The sequence below is a fragment of the Aliivibrio logei genome (assembly GCF_001691055.1).
GTDB lineage: Bacteria > Pseudomonadota > Gammaproteobacteria > Enterobacterales > Vibrionaceae > Aliivibrio > Aliivibrio salmonicida.
The window spans coordinates 299,692-318,534 of sequence record NZ_MAJU01000008.1; the positions used below are offsets into that span (position 1 = coordinate 299,692).

Annotated in this window: 20 protein-coding genes; 7 read left to right on the forward strand and 13 right to left on the reverse strand. The window is 38.1% G+C overall.

What is annotated here, in order from left to right; translation table 11 throughout:
* Nucleotides 1-48 precede the first annotated feature (48 nt).
* From A6E04_RS05600 to A6E04_RS05610, 3 genes are all read left to right on the forward strand, one after another.
* Nucleotides 49-705: a QnrAS family quinolone resistance pentapeptide repeat protein gene (locus A6E04_RS05600; protein WP_012550237.1), complete on the forward strand. Its 657-nt coding sequence runs from the start codon at nucleotides 49-51 to the stop codon at nucleotides 703-705.
* A gap of 12 nt (nucleotides 706-717) precedes the next feature.
* Nucleotides 718-1,029: a cupin domain-containing protein gene (locus A6E04_RS05605; protein WP_012550236.1), complete on the forward strand. Its 312-nt coding sequence runs from the start codon at nucleotides 718-720 to the stop codon at nucleotides 1,027-1,029.
* A gap of 117 nt (nucleotides 1,030-1,146) precedes the next feature.
* Nucleotides 1,147-1,437, forward strand: a complete 291-nt coding sequence (locus A6E04_RS05610) for a putative quinol monooxygenase (protein WP_017022324.1) — start codon at nucleotides 1,147-1,149, stop codon at nucleotides 1,435-1,437.
* Nucleotides 1,438-1,517: 80 nt separating this feature from the next.
* Here the strand turns inward: A6E04_RS05610 and A6E04_RS05615 are convergent, their stop codons facing one another.
* Nucleotides 1,518-2,738, reverse strand: a complete 1,221-nt coding sequence (locus A6E04_RS05615) for a NupC/NupG family nucleoside CNT transporter (RefSeq protein WP_017022325.1) — start codon at nucleotides 2,736-2,738, stop codon at nucleotides 1,518-1,520.
* 239 nt (nucleotides 2,739-2,977) lie between these two features.
* Nucleotides 2,978-3,889 (reverse strand): LysR family transcriptional regulator, encoded by a 912-nt coding sequence (locus tag A6E04_RS05620; protein WP_065610412.1) that lies wholly within the window; start codon nucleotides 3,887-3,889, stop codon nucleotides 2,978-2,980.
* 203 nt (nucleotides 3,890-4,092) lie between these two features.
* Between A6E04_RS05620 and cobB the strand changes: the two genes are divergently transcribed.
* Nucleotides 4,093-4,806 (forward strand): Sir2 family NAD+-dependent deacetylase, encoded by a 714-nt coding sequence (cobB, locus tag A6E04_RS05625; protein ID WP_065610414.1) that lies wholly within the window; start codon nucleotides 4,093-4,095, stop codon nucleotides 4,804-4,806.
* A gap of 88 nt (nucleotides 4,807-4,894) precedes the next feature.
* On the opposite strand, the gene A6E04_RS05630 is transcribed toward cobB, so the two are convergent.
* The 5 genes from A6E04_RS05630 to potA all read right to left on the reverse strand — a co-directional run bounded on the left by A6E04_RS05630 (nucleotide 4,895) and on the right by potA (nucleotide 9,994).
* Nucleotides 4,895-5,938 carry an extracellular solute-binding protein gene (locus tag A6E04_RS05630; protein ID WP_012550231.1) on the reverse strand — a complete coding sequence of 348 codons (1,044 nt, stop codon included), beginning with the start codon at nucleotides 5,936-5,938 and terminating at the stop codon, nucleotides 4,895-4,897.
* A 183-nt stretch (nucleotides 5,939-6,121) separates the two neighbouring features.
* Nucleotides 6,122-7,156 (reverse strand): extracellular solute-binding protein, encoded by a 1,035-nt coding sequence (locus A6E04_RS05635; protein ID WP_023603248.1) that lies wholly within the window; start codon nucleotides 7,154-7,156, stop codon nucleotides 6,122-6,124.
* 108 nt (nucleotides 7,157-7,264) lie between these two features.
* On the reverse strand, nucleotides 7,265-8,035 hold the full coding sequence (gene potC / locus A6E04_RS05640; protein ID WP_065610416.1) for a spermidine/putrescine ABC transporter permease PotC: 771 nt from the start codon (nucleotides 8,033-8,035) through the stop codon (nucleotides 7,265-7,267).
* Nucleotides 8,035-8,892: a spermidine/putrescine ABC transporter permease PotB gene (potB, locus tag A6E04_RS05645; RefSeq protein WP_012550228.1), complete on the reverse strand. Its 858-nt coding sequence runs from the start codon at nucleotides 8,890-8,892 to the stop codon at nucleotides 8,035-8,037. Before potB ends, potC begins: the two co-directional genes overlap by 1 nt.
* A complete protein-coding gene (gene potA, locus A6E04_RS05650) occupies nucleotides 8,876-9,994 on the reverse strand; it encodes a spermidine/putrescine ABC transporter ATP-binding protein PotA (RefSeq protein WP_012550227.1) in 1,119 nt (372 codons plus the stop codon). The genes potB and potA overlap by 17 nt, the downstream gene beginning before the upstream one ends.
* 336 nt (nucleotides 9,995-10,330) lie before the next feature.
* On the opposite strand from potA, the gene A6E04_RS05655 reads away from it, so the two are divergent.
* The 3 genes from A6E04_RS05655 to A6E04_RS05665 are packed head-to-tail and all read left to right on the forward strand — an operon-like array spanning nucleotide 10,331 to nucleotide 12,540.
* Nucleotides 10,331-11,140, forward strand: a complete 810-nt coding sequence (locus A6E04_RS05655; RefSeq protein ID WP_012550226.1) for a DUF2189 domain-containing protein — start codon at nucleotides 10,331-10,333, stop codon at nucleotides 11,138-11,140.
* Between the two features lie 7 nt (nucleotides 11,141-11,147).
* A complete protein-coding gene (locus tag A6E04_RS05660; protein WP_017022330.1) occupies nucleotides 11,148-11,885 on the forward strand; it encodes a glucosaminidase domain-containing protein in 738 nt (245 codons plus the stop codon).
* A gap of 1 nt (nucleotide 11,886) precedes the next feature.
* The gene (locus A6E04_RS05665; RefSeq protein WP_065610419.1) at nucleotides 11,887-12,540 is read left to right on the forward strand and encodes a DUF2987 domain-containing protein; all 654 of its coding nucleotides are present in this window, start codon (nucleotides 11,887-11,889) and stop codon (nucleotides 12,538-12,540) included.
* A gap of 74 nt (nucleotides 12,541-12,614) precedes the next feature.
* Here A6E04_RS05665 and ttcA read toward each other — a convergent pair whose 3' ends face one another.
* The 6 genes from ttcA to A6E04_RS05695 form a co-directional block, all read right to left on the reverse strand.
* On the reverse strand, nucleotides 12,615-13,538 hold the full coding sequence (gene ttcA, locus A6E04_RS05670) for a tRNA 2-thiocytidine(32) synthetase TtcA (RefSeq protein ID WP_017022331.1): 924 nt from the start codon (nucleotides 13,536-13,538) through the stop codon (nucleotides 12,615-12,617).
* Nucleotides 13,539-13,694: 156 nt separating this feature from the next.
* Nucleotides 13,695-14,639, reverse strand: coding sequence for a universal stress protein UspE (uspE, locus tag A6E04_RS05675; RefSeq protein ID WP_065610421.1), 945 nt, complete (start codon nucleotides 14,637-14,639; stop codon nucleotides 13,695-13,697).
* A 152-nt stretch (nucleotides 14,640-14,791) separates the two neighbouring features.
* Entirely contained in the window at nucleotides 14,792-15,544 is a 753-nt protein-coding gene (locus A6E04_RS05680; protein WP_012550221.1) for a fumarate/nitrate reduction transcriptional regulator Fnr, read from the reverse strand.
* Nucleotides 15,545-15,640: 96 nt separating this feature from the next.
* The gene (locus tag A6E04_RS05685) at nucleotides 15,641-16,315 is read right to left on the reverse strand and encodes a sulfite exporter TauE/SafE family protein (protein ID WP_065610423.1); all 675 of its coding nucleotides are present in this window, start codon (nucleotides 16,313-16,315) and stop codon (nucleotides 15,641-15,643) included.
* Nucleotides 16,305-16,475 carry a cbb3-type cytochrome oxidase assembly protein CcoS gene (ccoS, locus tag A6E04_RS05690; protein ID WP_017022333.1) on the reverse strand — a complete coding sequence of 57 codons (171 nt, stop codon included), beginning with the start codon at nucleotides 16,473-16,475 and terminating at the stop codon, nucleotides 16,305-16,307. Before ccoS ends, A6E04_RS05685 begins: the two co-directional genes overlap by 11 nt.
* Nucleotides 16,468-18,843 (reverse strand): heavy metal translocating P-type ATPase, encoded by a 2,376-nt coding sequence (locus tag A6E04_RS05695; protein ID WP_065610425.1) that lies wholly within the window; start codon nucleotides 18,841-18,843, stop codon nucleotides 16,468-16,470. Before A6E04_RS05695 ends, ccoS begins: the two co-directional genes overlap by 8 nt.

Below are 18,843 nucleotides of genomic sequence, written 5' to 3' on the forward strand. Positions count from 1 at the left end.
ACTTCAGATACTGGTAGTCTTCTTTCATACGAATTGGAGAAGTAAAGCATGGCTAAATATAATGAAATATTTGATAACGTGGATTTTTCGAAACAAGATTTAAGAGAATCCTATTTTGAAGGGTGTAAGTTTTATCGATGTGATTTCAATCGAACCAATCTGAGAGACTCCCGATTTGTTGATTGTGTTTTTATCGAACAGGGGGCAATTGAAGGTTGTCATTTTGATTACAGTGACTTAAGGGACGCATCATTTAAACGCTGTCGCTTAACCATGTCTAATTTTAAAGGCGCAAATTGCTTTGGTGTCGAATTTAGAGAGTGTGATTTAAAAGGAGCTAATTTTGTTCAAGCCAGTTTTGTTAATCAAATAAGTCATCAAATGTATTTCTGCTCTGCTTATATTACGGGGTGTAATTTGTCTTATGCGAATTTTGAACGCCTATGTATCGAGAAATGTGACTTGTTTGAGAACAAATGGAACGGAGCTAATTTACAAGGGGCATCTTTTAAGGGATCGGACCTTTCTCGTGGCGCATTCTCTGAAGACTCGTGGGGTCAATTTAGAATGCAAGACGCAAACTTATGTCATTGTGAATTGGATGGTTTAGATCCCCGTAGAATTGATTTAACCGGTGTTAAGATCTGTGCATGGCAACAAGAGCAATTATTAGAGCCATTAGGATTAGTGGTACTGCCTGACTAAAAGGACTATTTGATGGATAATCTGTTTAACAATATACCGAGTGATTTAACGAATGAAGTGTTTACGGATCTCGTCAGTACTCATGCTGTCCGTATTGAAAGAATAGTATCTTCTGGACAGAGCTCACCTGTCTCTGGTTGGTATGACCAAGATGAAAATGAATGGATATTGGTATTAGAGGGGTCGGGCACCATTTTGTTTGATGATGGTATAGAGAAAACGTTATGCAAAGGAGATTATTTAACGATCCCTGCGCATCAAAAGCATAAAGTGAGCAAAACGGATCCCGATAATTTAACGATTTGGTTGGCTGTTTTTTATTGAATTAGAGGATGTTAGGTATATAAAAAGTAACCTGTTATCAAAATGGTGTGTACTTACATTATTAATTTTAATCGTATATTCTGACAGTATCTAAATTCAATAACGGAAAATAGTAACATGAATAATGTCCTGACTATCGTAGCAAAAATTGACGCTCATAATGATAAGGTAGAGTTCGTAAAAGCGGAGCTACTAAAGCTGATTGAACCGACGCTTAAAGAAGCGGGTTGTATTCAATATGATTTGCACCAAGATAATGAAGATCCAAGTGTGTTTGTATTCTATGAGCAGTGGGAAAGCCGCGAGTTGCTACAAGATCACTTAAATAGCCCTCATTTAATTGGTTATGTAAAAGCAACAGAAGGCATGGTGTCTTCATTCGTGCTGAATGAGATGACAAAGCTTTAATATCTCGTTATTTATATGTAGTAGATAAAAAAAGACACCGCGAATAGGGTGTCTTTTTTATGATTTACATAGAGGTGAGATTAGAAAGACAAGAAGATGCCTGCAACTGTGGCACTCATTAAGTTTGCTAATGTTGCTGCAAAAATAGCTTTCATGCCTAACCGTGCAATATCTGGGCGACGGCTTGGAACAATACCGCCTAATCCTCCCATTAACATCGCAATAGACGTTAAGTTCGCAAAACCACATAGAGCGAACGTTACGATAGCTTGCGAATGTTCACTTAATTGATCTTTGACTGTCATTAAATCCGCAAAGGCAACAAATTCATTAATGGCAATCTTTTTACCGATTAAACTTGCAGCCACCATGGATTCAGACCAAGGAACACCAATTAACCAAGCAACAGGGGCAAACAAATAGCCAAAGATAAGATCTAAGCTTAAATGGTCAAATCCAACCAGCATCCCAATCTTATGTAATCCACCGTTCAATAGAGCGATAAGGCTAATAATAGCCAATAGACTAGCACCAACCGCAAATACGATTTGTAATCCATTTAACGCGCCCTGAGAGGCGGCATCAATGATATTTACTGGTGCATCATCAGGGGTTTCTTCTTCGTACTGCGTAGACTCATCAATCTCTTCAGTTTGAGGAACAATTAATTTTGCCATCATTAAACCAGCGGGTGCTGACATAAAGCTCGCTGCAATTAAATAGCGCAACTCAACGCCTAAACCTGCGTAACCAACCATTGTGCCACCAGCGACAGAGGCGAGACCACCGACCATTACAGCAAATAATTCAGAACGCGACATTTTTGCAAGGAAAGGGCGTACAACTAAAGGCGCTTCAACAGAGCCAACAAAGATATTTGCGGTAGCTGACATTGATTCTGTACGTGTGGTTCCAAGAAAGCGATGTAACCCGCCACCGATGGTTTTAATTATCCATCCCATGATACCAAGGTAGTACAACACAGAAATTAACGCAGAGAAAAAAACAATCGTTGGTAAAACGTTAACCGCAAAAATAAAACCTAATTTATATTGTGCTAAGTCACCAAATAAGAATTCAGTTCCAACGCGGCCATAAGCAATGATATCTGAAACCGCAGTAGATATGCCGTTTAAAATGGTGCGACCGATAGGAACATAAAGAATGAAACCGGCAAACAAGATTTGAATAAAGAAAGCACCTAAGACTGTGCGCCACTTAATCGCTTGTCGATTTTCAGAAAAAAGAAATGCAACCGTAAAAAGGCTAATAATGCCTAAAATACTGACCAGAAAGTCCACAGCCAAACTCCAATAATAACTAGTGTAATGATTGCGAAGGTATTCTAGTCAAAAATAAAAGTGTGACAAGGATCAAGTTGTTATTGATCGTACATAAGAATAACAAAAAGAAGGCTAATTGATTGTCTATTCATCAAAAAGGTAATAATTGAGAGTTTTATCACATATATAAGAGTCAGTTGTTACTATATGGGATAATAAGGCTGAATATTATCCCTAATAATTGCATGTTTCGTCGTTTATATATTATCAATTTTCTCTGAATTAATATGCTGATGAACAAATTCCATAAAAACATGGACTTTTTTAGGTAAGAATTTACGACGAGGGTAAACGGCATATAACGGCATCGACTGATTTAATTCCCAATCGGGTAAGAGTTGGATCAGCTTACCGGTACGCAATTCATCAGACAGTAAATACGTTGCAACGTAACCAATTCCACTTCCTGCAATTGTTGCATTCCGAATCGCATCAGCTGAATCAATGCGATAATTCCCTGAGACTTTAATTTGTAGATTATCGTTATCTTTATGAAACCCCCATACATTGTCTTTACGTTCTCGACTCACATAAGTTAAACAATTATGCTTTTTTAAATCATAAGGATGATAAGGGATCCCTTGTATCGAAAGATAAGAAGGGCTAGCAACTAAAACAAAATGACAATCAATTAAGTGACGAGCAACAAATCCTTCAGGAGGAGAGTCCATGACTCCTATCCATAAGTCTAATTGCTCTGCGATGACATCAATTTTATGATCAAACAAGGTAATTTCAACATTCAATAAAGGGTAGCGCAGATGAAGCTCTGACAGATAAGGCAAAATATGATTGGTTGCGAATGACTGAGCAATACCGACTCGTAGTTTTCCTTGTAGATTGTCTACATTAGAAAGCAGTTCATTTTCTGCTTCATTGATTTCATCGGCAATATTCGCGCAATGGACGGCAAAAGATTGACCCGCTTCGGTAAGAGAAAAAGAACGAGTGGTTCGTTGCACTAATTGAACTCCTAAGCGTTCTTCAAGCAACTGGATCTGTTTACTTACCTGAGTTCTAGATATTTCGAGAAGTTGAGCAGCTTTAGTAAAGCTTTGTTGTTGATGTAGTGCGTTGAACACAATCATTTGTTTGGCTTGCTTTAACATGAGCGTCTCGATTAATGGTAATTGACCAACGTTTGACTAATTGTAAGTGTTCAATGCAATTGAATAAAGTGAGTTATGATTTTGTTTTTAGATGCCCTTACAAGTGATAGTGATATTTTTGTGTTATGTTATATTTAACTGATTGATCTTGTTGATAGTCTGTAGAAATAATACGTGTTTTAGAATAAATAAAGGATGATGACATGCTTTTTCCATATAAGAATATTGTGATTTTAACTGGCGCTGGTATTTCCGCTGAATCTGGGATTCAAACATTTCGCGCCAGTGATGGCTTATGGGAAAATCACCGAATTGAAGATGTAGCGACACCGGAAGGTTTTTTCAAGGATCCTGATTTGGTTCAAGATTTCTATAATAAACGTCGAGCGTTATTAAAGAGTGATGCTATTCAACCAAATGCGGCACATAAAGCATTAGCTCAATTAGAAAAAGAACTCGATGGGACCGTTACTATTGTGACTCAAAATATTGATGACTTACACGAGCGTGGTGGAAGTAAAAATGTGATTCATATGCATGGTGAACTCAATAAGATTCGCTGTGAAGAATCGAATCAAGTGATTGCTTGTACTGATGATATACAGACTGGTGATTTGTGTCATTGTTGTCAGATCCCTGCACAGTTACGTCCTCATGTTGTTTGGTTTGGTGAAATGCCTCTTGAAATGGGAAGAATTCACGATCTATTAAGTCAGGCAGATTTGTTTATTTCTATTGGTACATCAGGTTCTGTTTACCCTGCTGCTGGCTTTGTGCATGAAGCCACATTACATGGTGCACATACCATTGAAATTAATCTTGAAGCAAGTGCTGTTGAAGATGAGTTTGAAGAAAAGCGTTATGGGAAAGCGGGGGTGTTAGTGCCTGAACTTGTTTCTGAATTATTAGAAGTATAACGTTTACTTTGTCGGTTATTTTCTCTTATTAAATAAAAAAGCCAATGAATATAATCATTGGCTTTTTGTTTTAATGATACATGAACTATTACATATCAACTTTTAGGCGTTGGAAATACTCATCGTAAAGTGCGCTTGCTTTACCGACTTCATCTTGCCATTCACCTGAGTCCATCACTTCTTGTGGTGGAAAGATGTTTGGATCGTTTGCAAACGATTTAGGAAGAAGAGGATATGCTGATTTAACTGGCGTAGGGTAACCAATCTCTAAAGCAATTTTAGCTGCGTTCTCTGGACGAAGTAAGAAATCCATCATTTGGTGTGCCGCGTCGATGTTTTTAGCTCCTGATGGGATAGCTAAGCTGTCCATCCAGAAAATCGTGCCTTTATCTGGCCATACGATCTGAATGTTTGCGCCTTCTTCACGAGCCATATAAGCTGAGCCATTCCAAAGCATACCTACGCTTGTTTCACCAGCAAGGTATGGATTTGCTGGGAAATCAGAGTTAAAGACTAATACATTTGGCATTAGTTTTTTAAGCTCTTCATAAGCCGCTTTAATTTCATCGGGGTTTGTTGTATTTCCTGAATAACCAAGTTTAGTTAATGCGATATGGAACACTTCACGAGAGTCATCCATCATCATTAACTGACCTTCCCATTTCTCATCCCAGAAATCATTCCAAGAATGAAGATCTGCAGGGTTCATCATATCAGCGTTGACGCCAATACCCGTCGCTCCCCAAATGTATGGGATAGAATAGTTATTGTTTGGATCAAATGGTTTATTTAAGTAATTTGGGTCTAAATCTTTAAAATGCGGCAGTTTTGTTTTATCAATTTTTTGTAGCATGCCTTCTTTGCGCATTTTAGACACAAAGTAAGTAGAAGGAACGACTAGATCATATCCAGAACCCTGAGTTTTTAATTTAGCGTACATGCTTTCATTAGACTCATAAGTTGAATAATAGACTTTAATACCAGTTTCTTTTGTAAAGTCTTCTAAAATTTCGTTAGGAATGTATTCTGACCAGTTATAAAAATAGAGCTCTTTATCTGCAGCTTGTGCATTACCAGCGATTAAGGCTGCAGCGCACAGTCCTGTAGAGACGAGAGTTGTCCACTTTTTCATTTCCTTCTCCTAATAAGATGGGGAGTGTTACTAATAGCTAAGCAGTATAGCAATTTTTGCGATGAACATCATGGCTTTATAAGAAATGGAAATGTATTTACAAAAAAGAAAGGATATTTGAATGGTAAAAATAAAAATAGCAGCGATAAACGCTGCTATTGAGTTGGTCAGTAAAGGGTTAGGCTACTGTCCGGCTTTCAGTTTTAAAAAATACTCTTCGTATTTTACCGTCATGTTACCCACTGCTGATTGCCACTCGACGCGATCTAGATCTGCTTGAGATGGAAATAGAGGGGCAACATCTTTGAATTTGTCATTAGAAACTTGAACAGCTGTTAGGTAACCAGTATCCGTGGATATTCTGGCAGCAATGTCTGGACGAAGTAAGAAGTTTATCATTTTATGAGATGCTTCTACATTTTTTGCACCAGCAGGGATTGCAAAATTGTCTACCCAACCAATACCGCCTTCTTTAGGGAAGATCAGTTTAATTGGTAATCCTTCAGCTTGTGCTGCGGCGGCAGAACCATTCCAAAGCATACCAAGGCCAACTTCTCCTGCTAAATAGGGAGCGGCTGGGTTATCTGAATTAAAGACTAATACATTTGGCATTAGTTTTTGCAACTCAGCGTAGGCTTCATCAATTTCTTTAGGATTGGTAGAGTTACCTGAGTAACCTAACTTACGTAATGCAATATGGAATACTTCACGAGTATCATCCATTAACATTAATTGGCCTTCAAATTCTGGGTTCCATAAATCAGCCCAGCTATTAAAGTCAGCGGGATCATACATGTCAGTATTGACCGCTAAACCTGTAATGGCGACTACGTGTGGGATTGAGTATTCGTTTTGAGGGTCAAAAGGTTTATTTAAATAGTTAGTATCTAAACCATCAAAATTTGATATTTTTGATTTATCAATAGGTTGAAGCATTTTTTCATCACGCATCTTTGCGACAAAGTACGTTGATGGAACCACTAAATCATAACCTTTGTTATGCGCTTTCATTTTTGCATATAAGGTTTCGTTAGACTCGTAGGTAGAATAGATCACCTTAATTCCAGTCTCTTTAGTAAATTCTTCGATAATATTACTGTTGATGTATGGTCCCCAGTTCATGAATACCAATTCATCATTTTCTTTTGCGTGTGCAACATTCATTGTCATTGCTAAAGCGCAGGCGGTTCCAGTAAAAAACGCAGCCATTTTGTTCATTGATTGACTCTCCATTAAGAGTGATAAAAAAGAAGACATGTCGAACAAAAGGCATGTCTTCCAGATTTCATTGTTTATACGAAACAATGTATTTGAATTTATTAAACGTTACTTTATTTTCTCTCTTGCTAGCAGTTGTGATAGCACAACTAAAGCAAGTGATACGATTAACATGACGGTTGCTAGGGCATTTACTTCAGGTGAAATACCTACTTTTACCATTGAATAGATTTTCAGTGGTAAGATCTCATAGGTTGGTCCTGTTACAAACGAACTGATAATCACGTCATCCAGTGACAATGTGAAGCTTAATAGCCAGCCAGCAGCCACTGCAGGTTTAGCTAACGGTAAAATAATTTGTTTTAAGATAACCCATTCGCTAGCGCCTAGATCTCGTGCCGCTTCTAACATTTTCACATCAAACCCTTTCAAACGGCTGTATACCGTAACTACCACGAAGGGAAGACAGAAAGTAATGTGAGAAATTAATAGTGTAAAAAATCCAAGTTCAAATCCAATCACCAAGAAGATAGCCAAGAGTGAAATAGCCATCACAATATCTGGTGACATCATGACGATGAACAGTAAACCGTTAACAAATTTTTTGCCTTTAAACTGGTAACGAAATAAGGCTACGGCAGTTAAGCTACCAATAATGGTTGCAGCGGTGCCTGAAATTACGGCAATCGTAATTGAATGCCAAGCAGCTTGCATTAAGCTGTCATTGTTGACTAACGCTTCATACCATTTGGTGGTAAATCCACCCCATTTCATGCCAAATTTACTTGCGTTAAATGAGTTTACGATCAAAACGATGATTGGTAGGTATAGGAATATATACACCAAACTCATAAAGCTGATTTTTATTGCGCGTCCCATCAGTCTAGATCCGCCTTTTTATTTAATAACTTGCCAGCTCGATAATAGGCATACAGCATTAATGCCATTGCCAAGGTGAGGGCAATACTGGTCGCTGCACCAAATGGCCAATCTCGAGCGTTTAATACTTGGCTTTTAATAACATTACCGATTAATAGGTTTTTCGCGCCGCCTAATAAATCAGAAATGTAGAACATACCAAGAGCGGGGAGTAGAACTAATAAGCAACCACCAATGATCCCTGGCATGGTTAATGGCAGAACTATTTTTAACAGTGTTTGCAGCTTATTTGCGCCAAGATCTTTTGCTGCTTCTAAATAGGTATTATCTAGCTTTTCAATTGCAGAGTACAAAGGCAAAATCATAAATGGTAATAGGATATAGACTAAACCTATCATTACCGCTGTTTCTGAATACATAATGCGTAATGGTTTATCAATGATATCCATCGCAAGTAACCCTTTGTTCAAAATACCTTGAGTTCCTAACACAATTTTAAGTCCGTAAGTACGGATCAGTGAGTTAGTCCAAAAAGGAACAATGATTAAAAACAGCATAAATGGACGCCATTTTTCTGGCATTTTTGCAACAATGTAAGCAAATGGGTAACCCACAACTAAACACAGTAGTGTTGCAACAATGGCCATATAAAATGAATGCCACAGTACTTTTGCGTACAAAGGATCAAAAAGACGAAGGTAGTTATCTAGTGTAAACGTCATTTCGATTAAATTTGCTTCATCACGAGTAAGGAAACTTGTGCCTATGATCATTACATTAGGAATGAACACGAACAACAGTAACCACGTTACAATAACGGTGATGATGATATTTTGGAGATTAAACTTCTTGTTCATCTGCGAGCACCACTTCCCAACTTTCAACCCAAGTAATTGCTACTTTTTGACCTAAAGAGTGATCAACATCTGGATCATCTTCATTAAAGAATTCACTGATCATGACACGCATGCCTGAATCTAATTCAAGAACAGAGTCCAATGTCATCCCTTTGTAAGTACGTTCACGAACGTAACCGGTGATGCCTTTGGTGTCTGATTCTTTAATTTCTTCCAGTCGCAAATCTTCAGGGCGCAGTAGCACTTTTACTTTATCGCCTGGGTTGACATCCAGATCACAATAAACGACTGCTGACGTGTCTTCGATTTCGGCTCTGATTCGCTTGTCATCTAGGCGTTCTAGCACCGTAGCGGCGAACACATTGATTTCACCGATGAAGCGAGCAACGAATAAGTTCTTAGGTTCTTCGTAAATTTCACGAGGAGTACCGTCCTGTTCGATAACACCGTCACGCATAACAATGATGCGATCTGACATAGAAAGGGCTTCTTCTTGATCGTGAGTTACAAAAATAAAAGTAATACCCAACTGACGTTGTAGTTGTTTTAGCTCAATCTGCATTTGCTTACGCAATTTGTAATCAAGGGCAGATAAAGATTCATCTAACAATAGAACTTTTGGCTTATTTACAACAGCACGTGCAATCGCGATACGTTGTTGTTGACCACCTGATAACTGGTGCGGTTTACGATTTGCCATTTGTGCTAGACGCACCATTTGTAATGCTTCCATTACGCGTGATTCGATGTCTTTGTTTGGCACATTTTGCATACGTAAACCAAACGCAACGTTGTCAAATACCGTCATGTGTGGGAATAGGGCGTAGCTTTGGAATACAGTATTCACATGCCTCTGTTCTGCGGGGATAGACGTTACATCTTTCGAATCCAGTAAAATTGTTCCTGCATCTGCGGTTTCAAAACCTGCAATCATGCGTAACACTGTGGTTTTACCACAACCTGATGGGCCTAGAATCGTTAAAAATTCACCGTGATTTACGTCTAAATCAAATTTAGATATAACTTCTTTTCCATCAAAGCTTTTTGAAATGCCCGTTAATTTAATAACCGCATTTTTTTCGGATTGTAGTGTAACGTTCAATGTCTTTTTATCTCCGCCTTGGGTAGTGATACCGCTCTTAGTGTGGTGAATGTATGATGTGATTTCGGGCGCATAATAGACCCCAAGTAACGATATGCAAAGTGTTTTTTATTTCATTAGTCATATTTTTTTAAAAGACTCTGATTATCATAACTATTCTGTATATATTTCGTGCTTTATTATAGACAAAGATCAGCAACTTGGTTGGTTTTGTTACAATTGTTTTTGATGATATTCCGCTATTATCAAATAAATCGTTAATTTCTTTTTTATGACTACTGCACTCAGATGGTGAAAGCCGTATAATCGCGCCATGTTTTATTGTGGTGTGCAAAAATGAATGAACAACCGAAAGAAAAAACGTTTGTCCTTGGTGGTAGCATCGAAAAAGCCTTATCAGGCGAAGTTGAATTAAGCCCTGTTAGTGTTATCCAAGAAGCTTGGAAAAATACGATTAAACATTTTTTTACTTTTTCTCCAGCAATTCTTTTGCTGACGTTTTCTTACATGGCAATTTTCTTTTTAGCTTTGCAAATTCAGTTAGGTGATCCTGCTGTTTTGTTTAAGGCTATTTTAGGAGAAGTCGAATTAACATCTAAAATATCTTATGCCGCTTTTGTTGCAGGTTTAAGTGCTCAAGTTATTGTTTCTCCATTAACCGCTGGCGCCAGTTTGATGGGGATGAGTCATGCCGCGGGAATAAAGTGTCCTACGCAATATATATTTAAAGGTATTGCTTCTGCTGGAATGGTTGCACTTGTCACTATTTTATCTGAAGTATTCCAAGGAATGGTTAATCTTTACCTTCCGTTAGTGGCTTTGTACCTATCGATGGCATTTGGCTTTGCTATTTTACTTGTCTGTGAAAAGAAAGTGATGCCACTAAAAGCGTTGCTGCTTTCTTTTAGAGCAACAAATAAGAAACTCGGCTCAATGCTGCTTATTCATGTTGTTATTATGCTGGCTCTTGTTTTTGGTATTGCGTTGTATGGTGTTGGTTTAATTGTTGTGATGCCGTTTATCTTCAATATTAAAGGCATTCTTTATCGTAATATGTTTGGTATTACGTTAAAAGTGATGGTTAAAAAAGACGATGAGGGCAACGGCCCAGATCATCAAGTTCAAAATAATATTTTTAACGCGTGAGTTTCTAATGATTAAAAAAATTCTAATTTCGGCGATTACACTATTAACGGTTGTTGCCTGTACACCCAAAGAAGATGTGCCTGATTTTAAGGGATTCAAGGATGTGAAAGAAAAAAAAGCAGCCTTCTTTAATTTTATGTATCCCGCGGTAATGAATGAAAATATACGTGTTGCTGAAGAGCGTGTATTTTTAGAGCGAATTTCGGATAAAGTCGCTAAATCAGAATCGTTAACGTCGGCGGAAACGACGAGAGTTGGAGAGTTGGCTGAATCTTATAAAAGTGCTCTTTCTGATGAAGGAATTACTTCTGAATGGCTTTCTTCTCTATTGGTTAAGGTTGATTTGATCCCTGCGCCGTTAGTATTAAGCCAAGGTGCTAATGAATCAGCATGGGGAACCTCCCGTTTTGCTCGTGAAGCAAGCAATTACTTTGGTCAATGGTGTTACAGTAAAGGCTGTGGCTTAGTACCGAATCAACGTAATGAAGGTGCTGCACATGAAGTCGCTAAATTCGATTCATCTCAGGCTGCAGTACATGCTTATTTTATGAATGTAAATCGCAATAACGCGTATAAAGAATTACGTGTTATTCGTCTTGAATTGCATAAGTCAACCGAACCGCTCACTGATGAGCAACAAGCGACAGTATTAGCAAAAGGATTAATTCGTTATTCTGAGCGCGGTGAAGCGTATGTCGAAGAAATCCAAACGATGATTCGCCATAATAGTCAATATTGGAGATAAAATGAAAAAATGGATTGGTGTGACAACGACGTTATTGTCGCTGTTGTGTTTTACTCTGCCAGCTCAGGCTGAACAATATCGATTTACTTACAGTAAATTGTATTATCAGTTGAAAGTGAATCAAAAAGAAGGCCACGAAGATGTACGTATGGCTTTATTCTTTAATGATTCTCAAACAGGTAAAGCATGCCAGATCACAAAAGCATGGATGGCAAAAGAAGAGCATTATGAAGAATTCACTATTCCTGTAAATCAAGAATTACCTCTTCCGCTCGACACCAATCTTAAATCGGCGAATCCTTTGGTTTATATTCAAACTGAAGAAGGGAAGCAATGCGATATTTCAATGGAAGTATTAGCAAACAAAACGTTTGAAAAAAAGGTGAGCTCAAAAGAATTGTCTTTATTAACCATTCAAATGGATGCGATGCTTTCTGATATTGGTGGCATGTTTTCTAAATACTTTATGCCAAAGGTTGAAGGTGTTAGTTTTGTTTTTAATGACAAAGTAACGTTACCAATTAAGGCGTCGGACGGAACATCTATTGCGACTAAAGATGGGAAAGCAACAATAGAGTTAAGTGCTTTTTCTGATGATGTTACGTTCAGTTTGCCTGCGGTGCCTCTGAAAGTGATTCCTTGGCTTGTTAAGTAGTTTATTTAAATAAAAATGGCGCTACTTATTTAAAAGTAGCGCCATTTTTTTATTTTTGTATCAAAGGTTTAACGTTATTGTACGTTCACAACATCTAATTTTAATGATGGGTCGAACTCTGTAACTGCATCATCAATATCAACGGGCTGTACTGGCATTTCTTCTTTATCAAAACCAATGTCACCACCATTGATCACGCCTGAATCTCGATTAATACTCTTAAAGTCAAAAGTATTAAAATCAGCAAGGTGACTTGGTACAACGTTTTGCATTGCTGTAAACATTGATTCAATACGTCCTGGGAACTGTGTATCCCATGTATTTAGCATTTGCTTAATGTTTTGGCGTTGCATGTTAGGTTGAGAGCCACAAAGATTACATGGAATAATAGGGTAGTCAGCTAGATCAGCATATTTAATGATGTCTTTTTCACGACAATAAGCCAGTGGGCGAATCACGACGTGTTCGCCATTATCTGACACTAGTTTTGGCGGCATGCCTTTCAGTTTTCCGCCGTAGAACATGTTTAAGAACATCGTTTCTAATATGTCATCACGGTGGTGACCAAGTGCAATTTTCGTTGCCCCCAGTTCTTTTGCTGTACGATACAAAATACCACGACGTAAGCGTGAGCATAAAGAACAAGTCGTTTTACCTTCAATCAATTTATCTTGAACAATTGAGTAGGTATCTTCTTCAACAACTCGGTATTCAACCCCTAATGTATCTAAGTACTCAGGTAAAATATGAGTAGGGAAACCAGGTTGTTTTTGGTCTAGGTTTACAGCGATTAGATCAAATGAGATTGGCGCACTTTTCTTTAAGCCGATAAGAATATCAAGCATGGTAAAGCTGTCTTTACCACCAGATAGACAAACCATAATACGGTCGCCATCTTCAATCATGTTGTAATCGGCAATAGCTTTACCTGTATTACGACGGATTTTTTTCTGAAGCTTAGTGAAATTTTGTTGCTGCGCTTTGGTTAATTCGCTCATTACTTACTCTAATCGACTCATGGAACGGATAAGGCGGGTATTATACCCAAAGAAAACGAATAAGCGAGGTTTGGAGGGAATTAGTTTATTGGTTTACTGCGTATAAAATAAAGAAAAGGGCGATATATATCGCCCTAGTTATGCTTATTTTTAAGGTTAGTTATTTGGGTCAAGAGGGCTAATATAACCTTCTGGTTTCAGTGCCAAAATATCACTATTTAGTAACGCAAGTGTGTTCTCTGCGGTGTTACCAATAAAAATAGCGGACAAACCTGTTCGCCCTGTGGTTCCTAAAATAACAAGTTCAGCATGCAGCTCATCTTCGACTTCGGATATGACATCTTCAGTTGGCCCTTCATAAACATGGGTTTGCTCTTCTGGGATGCCGTATTTTTGTCTTAGTGCTTTCATTTCAGTTAGGTGATAACCACGTATCGCATCTTTGTAATGAACACTATCAAATTCAGGTAATTCAACATGAATTGATGGTGGTGTTGATGGATAGGCGTTAACTAAATGAGGCGTAGCATTTAAGACTTCAGCGAAATATTGTGCTTCTTCAACCATTTTATCATTAAGTTTTATATGTGTTGGATTTTCAGAACCGACATGTACTGACGCTAGAATATTGCCATTTTCAGGCCATGAGCGCTCTTTAACTAGTAGAACTGGAATTGGCGATTTTCGCAATAAATGCCAATCAGTCGGAGTAAAGAAAACGGTCTCTAACTTAGCGTGTTCTCTGGTCGCTTTTATTAATATATCGTATTTGTCGTCAAATATTTCATTAATGATGGCTTCATAGGGCCGATTATGCCAAAGGACTTTTACTTTTATTGTTATATGCTCTGCGAGTGTGTATGACGACACTAGAGAGTTAAGAAACGTCACTTTTTGAGATACGACACCATTACGCATGGCCGTGCGCTCTTCTGGAGAGAGCATGGATGTCATTTCATAAGAGAAATCATAGATAGTACAAAAAAGGGTAATATCTGTCGATTTCGTACTTCTATTTGCTAAATCTAATGCGCGTTCAAGAGCGGGTTGTTTCTCTTGATCAATGATCGCTGCAACGAGTATTTTACGATAGCGGTTCATAATAACCTCCTTGGTAAAAACCAAATTCATAAATAGAATTGTTAATTTAATTTTAGCAGGTAGGGAGAGTATTGGGGGGAATTAGATATAAAAAAGTGAGGTACTTCAAAGAGAAGTGCCTCACTATGAGATGTGTTTCAAAATAACAGAGGCTATTTTATTGCTTTAACTGAACCTGCAAGTTCGGCTAATGCATCATGATCATTGATGGTTATATACTTGCCTTTTACCGTTAACATTTCTGTTTTTTGAAAGCGGCCAAGTAGGCGACTGATTGTTTCTACGGTTAGACCAAGGTAGTTACCAATATCACCACGAGTCATAGTAAGACGGAATTCGCGAGGTGAAAAACCACGTTGGTGGAAACGAGTCGATAAGTTAAACAAGAAAGCCGCTAAGCGCTCTTCTGCGTTCTTTTTAGAAAGCAGAAGGATCATTTCTTGGTCACCTTTAATTTCATTACTCATTAAACGCATAATTTGTTGACGGAGCTTAGGCATTTTACCTGAAAGGTCATCTAAAATTTCATAAGGTATTTCACATACCATTGATGTTTCAAGCGCTTGAGCAAAGCTTGGGTGTTCTGCATCAGTAATCGCATCAAAACCAACCAAATCACCCGCTAAATGAAAAGCGGTAATTTGCTCATCACCTTGTTCAGTAATGGTGTAGCTCTTGATTGTACCTGAACGAATTGCATACAGTGATTTTAGTTCATCACCCGCTTTAAACAGTTCTTGGCCTTTTTGAATCGGCTTTTTGCGCTCGATGATTTCATCTAGCTGATCTAATTCCGATTCATTTAATGTGAACGGTATACATAATTGACTGATACTGCAATCTTGACAGTGAATAGCACACCCACCTGATTGAATTCGTTTGTTTGCTGAGTTATCTGACATCATCTCATTCAATGCTCTTATAATTGATATAAGTCAATTTTAGCATCAACCAGTCCTAAAGTGGTAGCATAAATACAAAACAATGCAAAAAAAATATAATTAGCGGAGTTGATCTAGCGCAACATATATCGTTTGAAGTCCATAAGCTAAAAGCAATAAACCCCCTACGTTTCGGGTTAGTTTATGATTTAGCCATGTTTTTAGGGTTTGAGCACCAATACCAACAAGAAACATGGCAGGTAAGGTACCTAAACCAAATGCCATCATAACCAATGCGCCATTGAGAGCACTTCCTGAAACCGCGGCCCAAGTGAGTGTTGAATAGACTAATCCACAAGGTAACCACCCCCATAAAAATCCAAATGGAATAGCATGGAAAGGGGATTTTAAAGGTAATAATGGTTTTGTTAAAGGGGAGATAAATTGCCATAATTGTTTCCCTATTACTTCAATGTAAACAATGCCTTTCCACCAATTAGCGATGTATAGCGCTAACAGACACATCATTATGCCAGCAAACACCCGTAAGTAAACTAGCGCACTATAACTTGAGCTTGTTTGTGCAATAGATACAAATATCCCGCCAACAATAAACCCGAAAATACCATAAGAACTTATTCTTCCAAGGTTATATAATAAGATAAAGCACCATCTAGGGTATTTATTACCATCTGAACCCATTGATATTACAGCCGATATTCCTCCGCACATACCAATGCAGTGTCCTGCGCCCATTAAACCAATAATAAACGCACCAATAAAATCACTGTTCATGGTCATCTTTCTTTATTTGAATATCTTCATCAAAGAGGATTTGAGATCCTTGACGGTCAAGATCTTCAAATTGATCACTTTTTACCGCCCAAATGAATATAGCAACAGCAACACAGACAAGCAGTATTGCGATAGGAATTAATAAATACAAACTAGCCATTTTTCAATAACCTTAAAGAGTTGGAAACAACGATAATAGAGCTTGCTGACATACCGACAACGGCAATATAAGGTGCAACAAGGCCCATAACGGCTAATGGCAAAATTATGGCATTATAACCTAATGCCCATGCTAAGTTTTCGCGAATAATCTTACGTGTTTTAATCGCTAATGTTCGTGCTTCGATTAAGCGAGTGAGGTTATCACCGATCAATATCATATCGGCGGATGCTTTTGCGACATCAGTGCCTGAACCCATAGCAATGGAAAGGTGGGCACCTGCGAGTGTAGGGGCATCATTTATACCATCGCCAACCATTAGAGAGACTTCATTTTTTGGTAGTGAGGTTAGATAATCTAATTTCCCTTTTGGTGATACACCAGAGATAACGGTATCAATATTTAATTCTTTAGCCACTTTCGCAACAGCCGAGCTATTATCACCTGTTAACATGGTAATTTTAATGTTTAAAGTATGAAGAGATTGAATGAATTCATAACTTTCTTTTCGAATCGGATCATTTAAAGAAAAAGCCGCAATAGGGCAATTATTTTTAGATAACCATACTTGGTAATTTTGCTTATTTTCTAATGTGGCTTTTGGACAAGTAAATTGGTGATGACCGATCTTCCATTCATCACTGCCTGAATAACCAATAAGACCAGAGCCTATGATATTTTCTACGCGGTCGAAATGACTTTTATTTGGATCTCTAAATTCAGAGAAAGCACGAGCAATAGGGTGATTTGCAAAAGACTCAAGCTCTGCGGCTAACGTTTTACTTTCTTTTTCTGTGACGTCGGTAAAGCAATGTATATGAGTTAATTGAACGTTCCCTTCGGTCAAGGTCCCTGTCTTATCAATCACTAAGCGATTTACTTTACAGAGGGTTTCTAATACGTGCCCTCGACGTAACATTAATCCAAGCTGCGCAAGACGAGAAGTAGAACAAGTGATTGCTGTTGGTGTTGCTAAAGAAAGTGCACACGGACAGGTTGCGACTAAAACTGACAACATGATCCAAAATGCATCATCAGGTTTTGTTTCATGCCAATAGAACCAAGTAAATGCAGAAATAATCAGAATACCCGCAACAAAATATCTAGCGATTAAATCTGCAATTTCTGCGACTTTTGGCTTCGACATTTGAGCTTCATCTTGTAATTTTACGATGGTAGAAATTAATGAATCTGCTTTGGTTTTGGTTACTCGAACCGTTAAATTGCCATCACCATTGATCGTGCCAGAAAAAACAGGGTCTGATTCATTCTTAGCTACAGGCATGGATTCACCAGTAAACATTGATTCATCAATTGCACTACATCCTGAGATTACTACGCCATCAGCGGGTAAATGCTCACCTGGAGGAACAATAACAATATCATCAATATCTAATGTTCTGGCAGGAACTCTTTTTCCTGATTGTAGGGTTGCCATGACTGGGACTAATTTTAATAGATTCCCTGTAATTGCAGCTGCTTTGCGTCGTGCCCGCATTTCAAGAAATCGACCAAGCAACAAGAAAAAAGTAAACATAGCGACAGATTCAAAAAATACTTCACCTTTTTCTGTTACCGTCGCGACAACACTGGCAAAGTAGGCAAATAACATCGCAATAGAAACCGGAACGTCCATCCCAAGTGTTCGGGCTTTAAGGCTACGCCATGCATTCATATAGAAAGGCAATGCAGAATAAAGCATAACTGGTGTTGCAAAAACTAAACTAACGTATCGTAAATAGTTTCTAAATTCAGGGTCTAAGTCCCCAAAAACCTCGAGATACAGCGCGACAGCGAGCATCATCACCTGCATGGTAGCTAATCCTGCAATACCTAAACGATACAGGTATTGTTTCATTGAGCGATGGTATTCTTCTTCTTGTTTATCGGCTTCAAATGGCGCCGCTTTATAACCCAATTGGTGGATTAACGTTAATAGTGTGCTTAATTCTGTTTCTTTCGGATCCCAACTTAATAATGCTCGATGAGTTGACGTATTAACGGTTATTTGATGAATTCCTTTTGCTTTCGCTAATTGTTTTTCAATCAACCAAGCACAAGCGGCGCAAGACACGCCATCAAGTGACAGTGTCACTTCTTTGTTGTTTTCAGTTGTTCTTACGAATTCTTTTTGAATTTCTTTGTGATCATAATGCTCAAGTGCTTTTAATTGATCTGGGACTAAATTGGCTTTATCTGCCGGTGCAGTACGATATTGATAATAAGAAGATAGGCCATTATCGATGATTGTTTGCGCTACTGATTCACAGCCTGGGCAACACATATCTCGCTTTTGACCTAATATATCAACTTGAAAAGAAGAGCCTGTAGGGACAGGCTCATTGCAATGGTAACAATCCTTTGACAT

Excerpts from the sequence above, each read along its gene's own strand:
- A6E04_RS05600 (WP_012550237.1), top strand. The coding sequence starts at position 49 with ATGGCTAAATATAATGAAATATTTGATAACGTGGATTTTTCGAAACAA.
- A6E04_RS05605 (WP_012550236.1), top strand. The coding sequence starts at position 718 with ATGGATAATCTGTTTAACAATATACCGAGTGATTTAACGAATGAAGTG.
- A6E04_RS05610 (WP_017022324.1), top strand. The coding sequence starts at position 1,147 with ATGAATAATGTCCTGACTATCGTAGCAAAAATTGACGCTCATAATGAT.
- A6E04_RS05620 (WP_065610412.1), bottom strand. The coding sequence starts at position 3,889 with ATGTTAAAGCAAGCCAAACAAATGATTGTGTTCAACGCACTACATCAA.
- cobB (WP_065610414.1), top strand. The coding sequence starts at position 4,093 with ATGCTTTTTCCATATAAGAATATTGTGATTTTAACTGGCGCTGGTATT.
- A6E04_RS05630 (WP_012550231.1), bottom strand. The coding sequence starts at position 5,938 with ATGAAAAAGTGGACAACTCTCGTCTCTACAGGACTGTGCGCTGCAGCC.
- A6E04_RS05635 (WP_023603248.1), bottom strand. The coding sequence starts at position 7,156 with ATGAACAAAATGGCTGCGTTTTTTACTGGAACCGCCTGCGCTTTAGCA.
- potC (WP_065610416.1), bottom strand. The coding sequence starts at position 8,035 with ATGGGACGCGCAATAAAAATCAGCTTTATGAGTTTGGTGTATATATTC.
- potB (WP_012550228.1), bottom strand. The coding sequence starts at position 8,892 with ATGAACAAGAAGTTTAATCTCCAAAATATCATCATCACCGTTATTGTA.
- A6E04_RS05655 (WP_012550226.1), top strand. The coding sequence starts at position 10,331 with ATGAATGAACAACCGAAAGAAAAAACGTTTGTCCTTGGTGGTAGCATC.
- A6E04_RS05660 (WP_017022330.1), top strand. The coding sequence starts at position 11,148 with ATGATTAAAAAAATTCTAATTTCGGCGATTACACTATTAACGGTTGTT.
- A6E04_RS05665 (WP_065610419.1), top strand. The coding sequence starts at position 11,887 with ATGAAAAAATGGATTGGTGTGACAACGACGTTATTGTCGCTGTTGTGT.
- ttcA (WP_017022331.1), bottom strand. The coding sequence starts at position 13,538 with ATGAGCGAATTAACCAAAGCGCAGCAACAAAATTTCACTAAGCTTCAG.
- uspE (WP_065610421.1), bottom strand. The coding sequence starts at position 14,639 with ATGAACCGCTATCGTAAAATACTCGTTGCAGCGATCATTGATCAAGAG.
- A6E04_RS05680 (WP_012550221.1), bottom strand. The coding sequence starts at position 15,544 with ATGATGTCAGATAACTCAGCAAACAAACGAATTCAATCAGGTGGGTGT.
- A6E04_RS05685 (WP_065610423.1), bottom strand. The coding sequence starts at position 16,315 with ATGAACAGTGATTTTATTGGTGCGTTTATTATTGGTTTAATGGGCGCA.
- ccoS (WP_017022333.1), bottom strand. The coding sequence starts at position 16,475 with ATGGCTAGTTTGTATTTATTAATTCCTATCGCAATACTGCTTGTCTGT.
- A6E04_RS05695 (WP_065610425.1), bottom strand. The coding sequence starts at position 18,843 with ATGTCAAAGGATTGTTACCATTGCAATGAGCCTGTCCCTACAGGCTCT.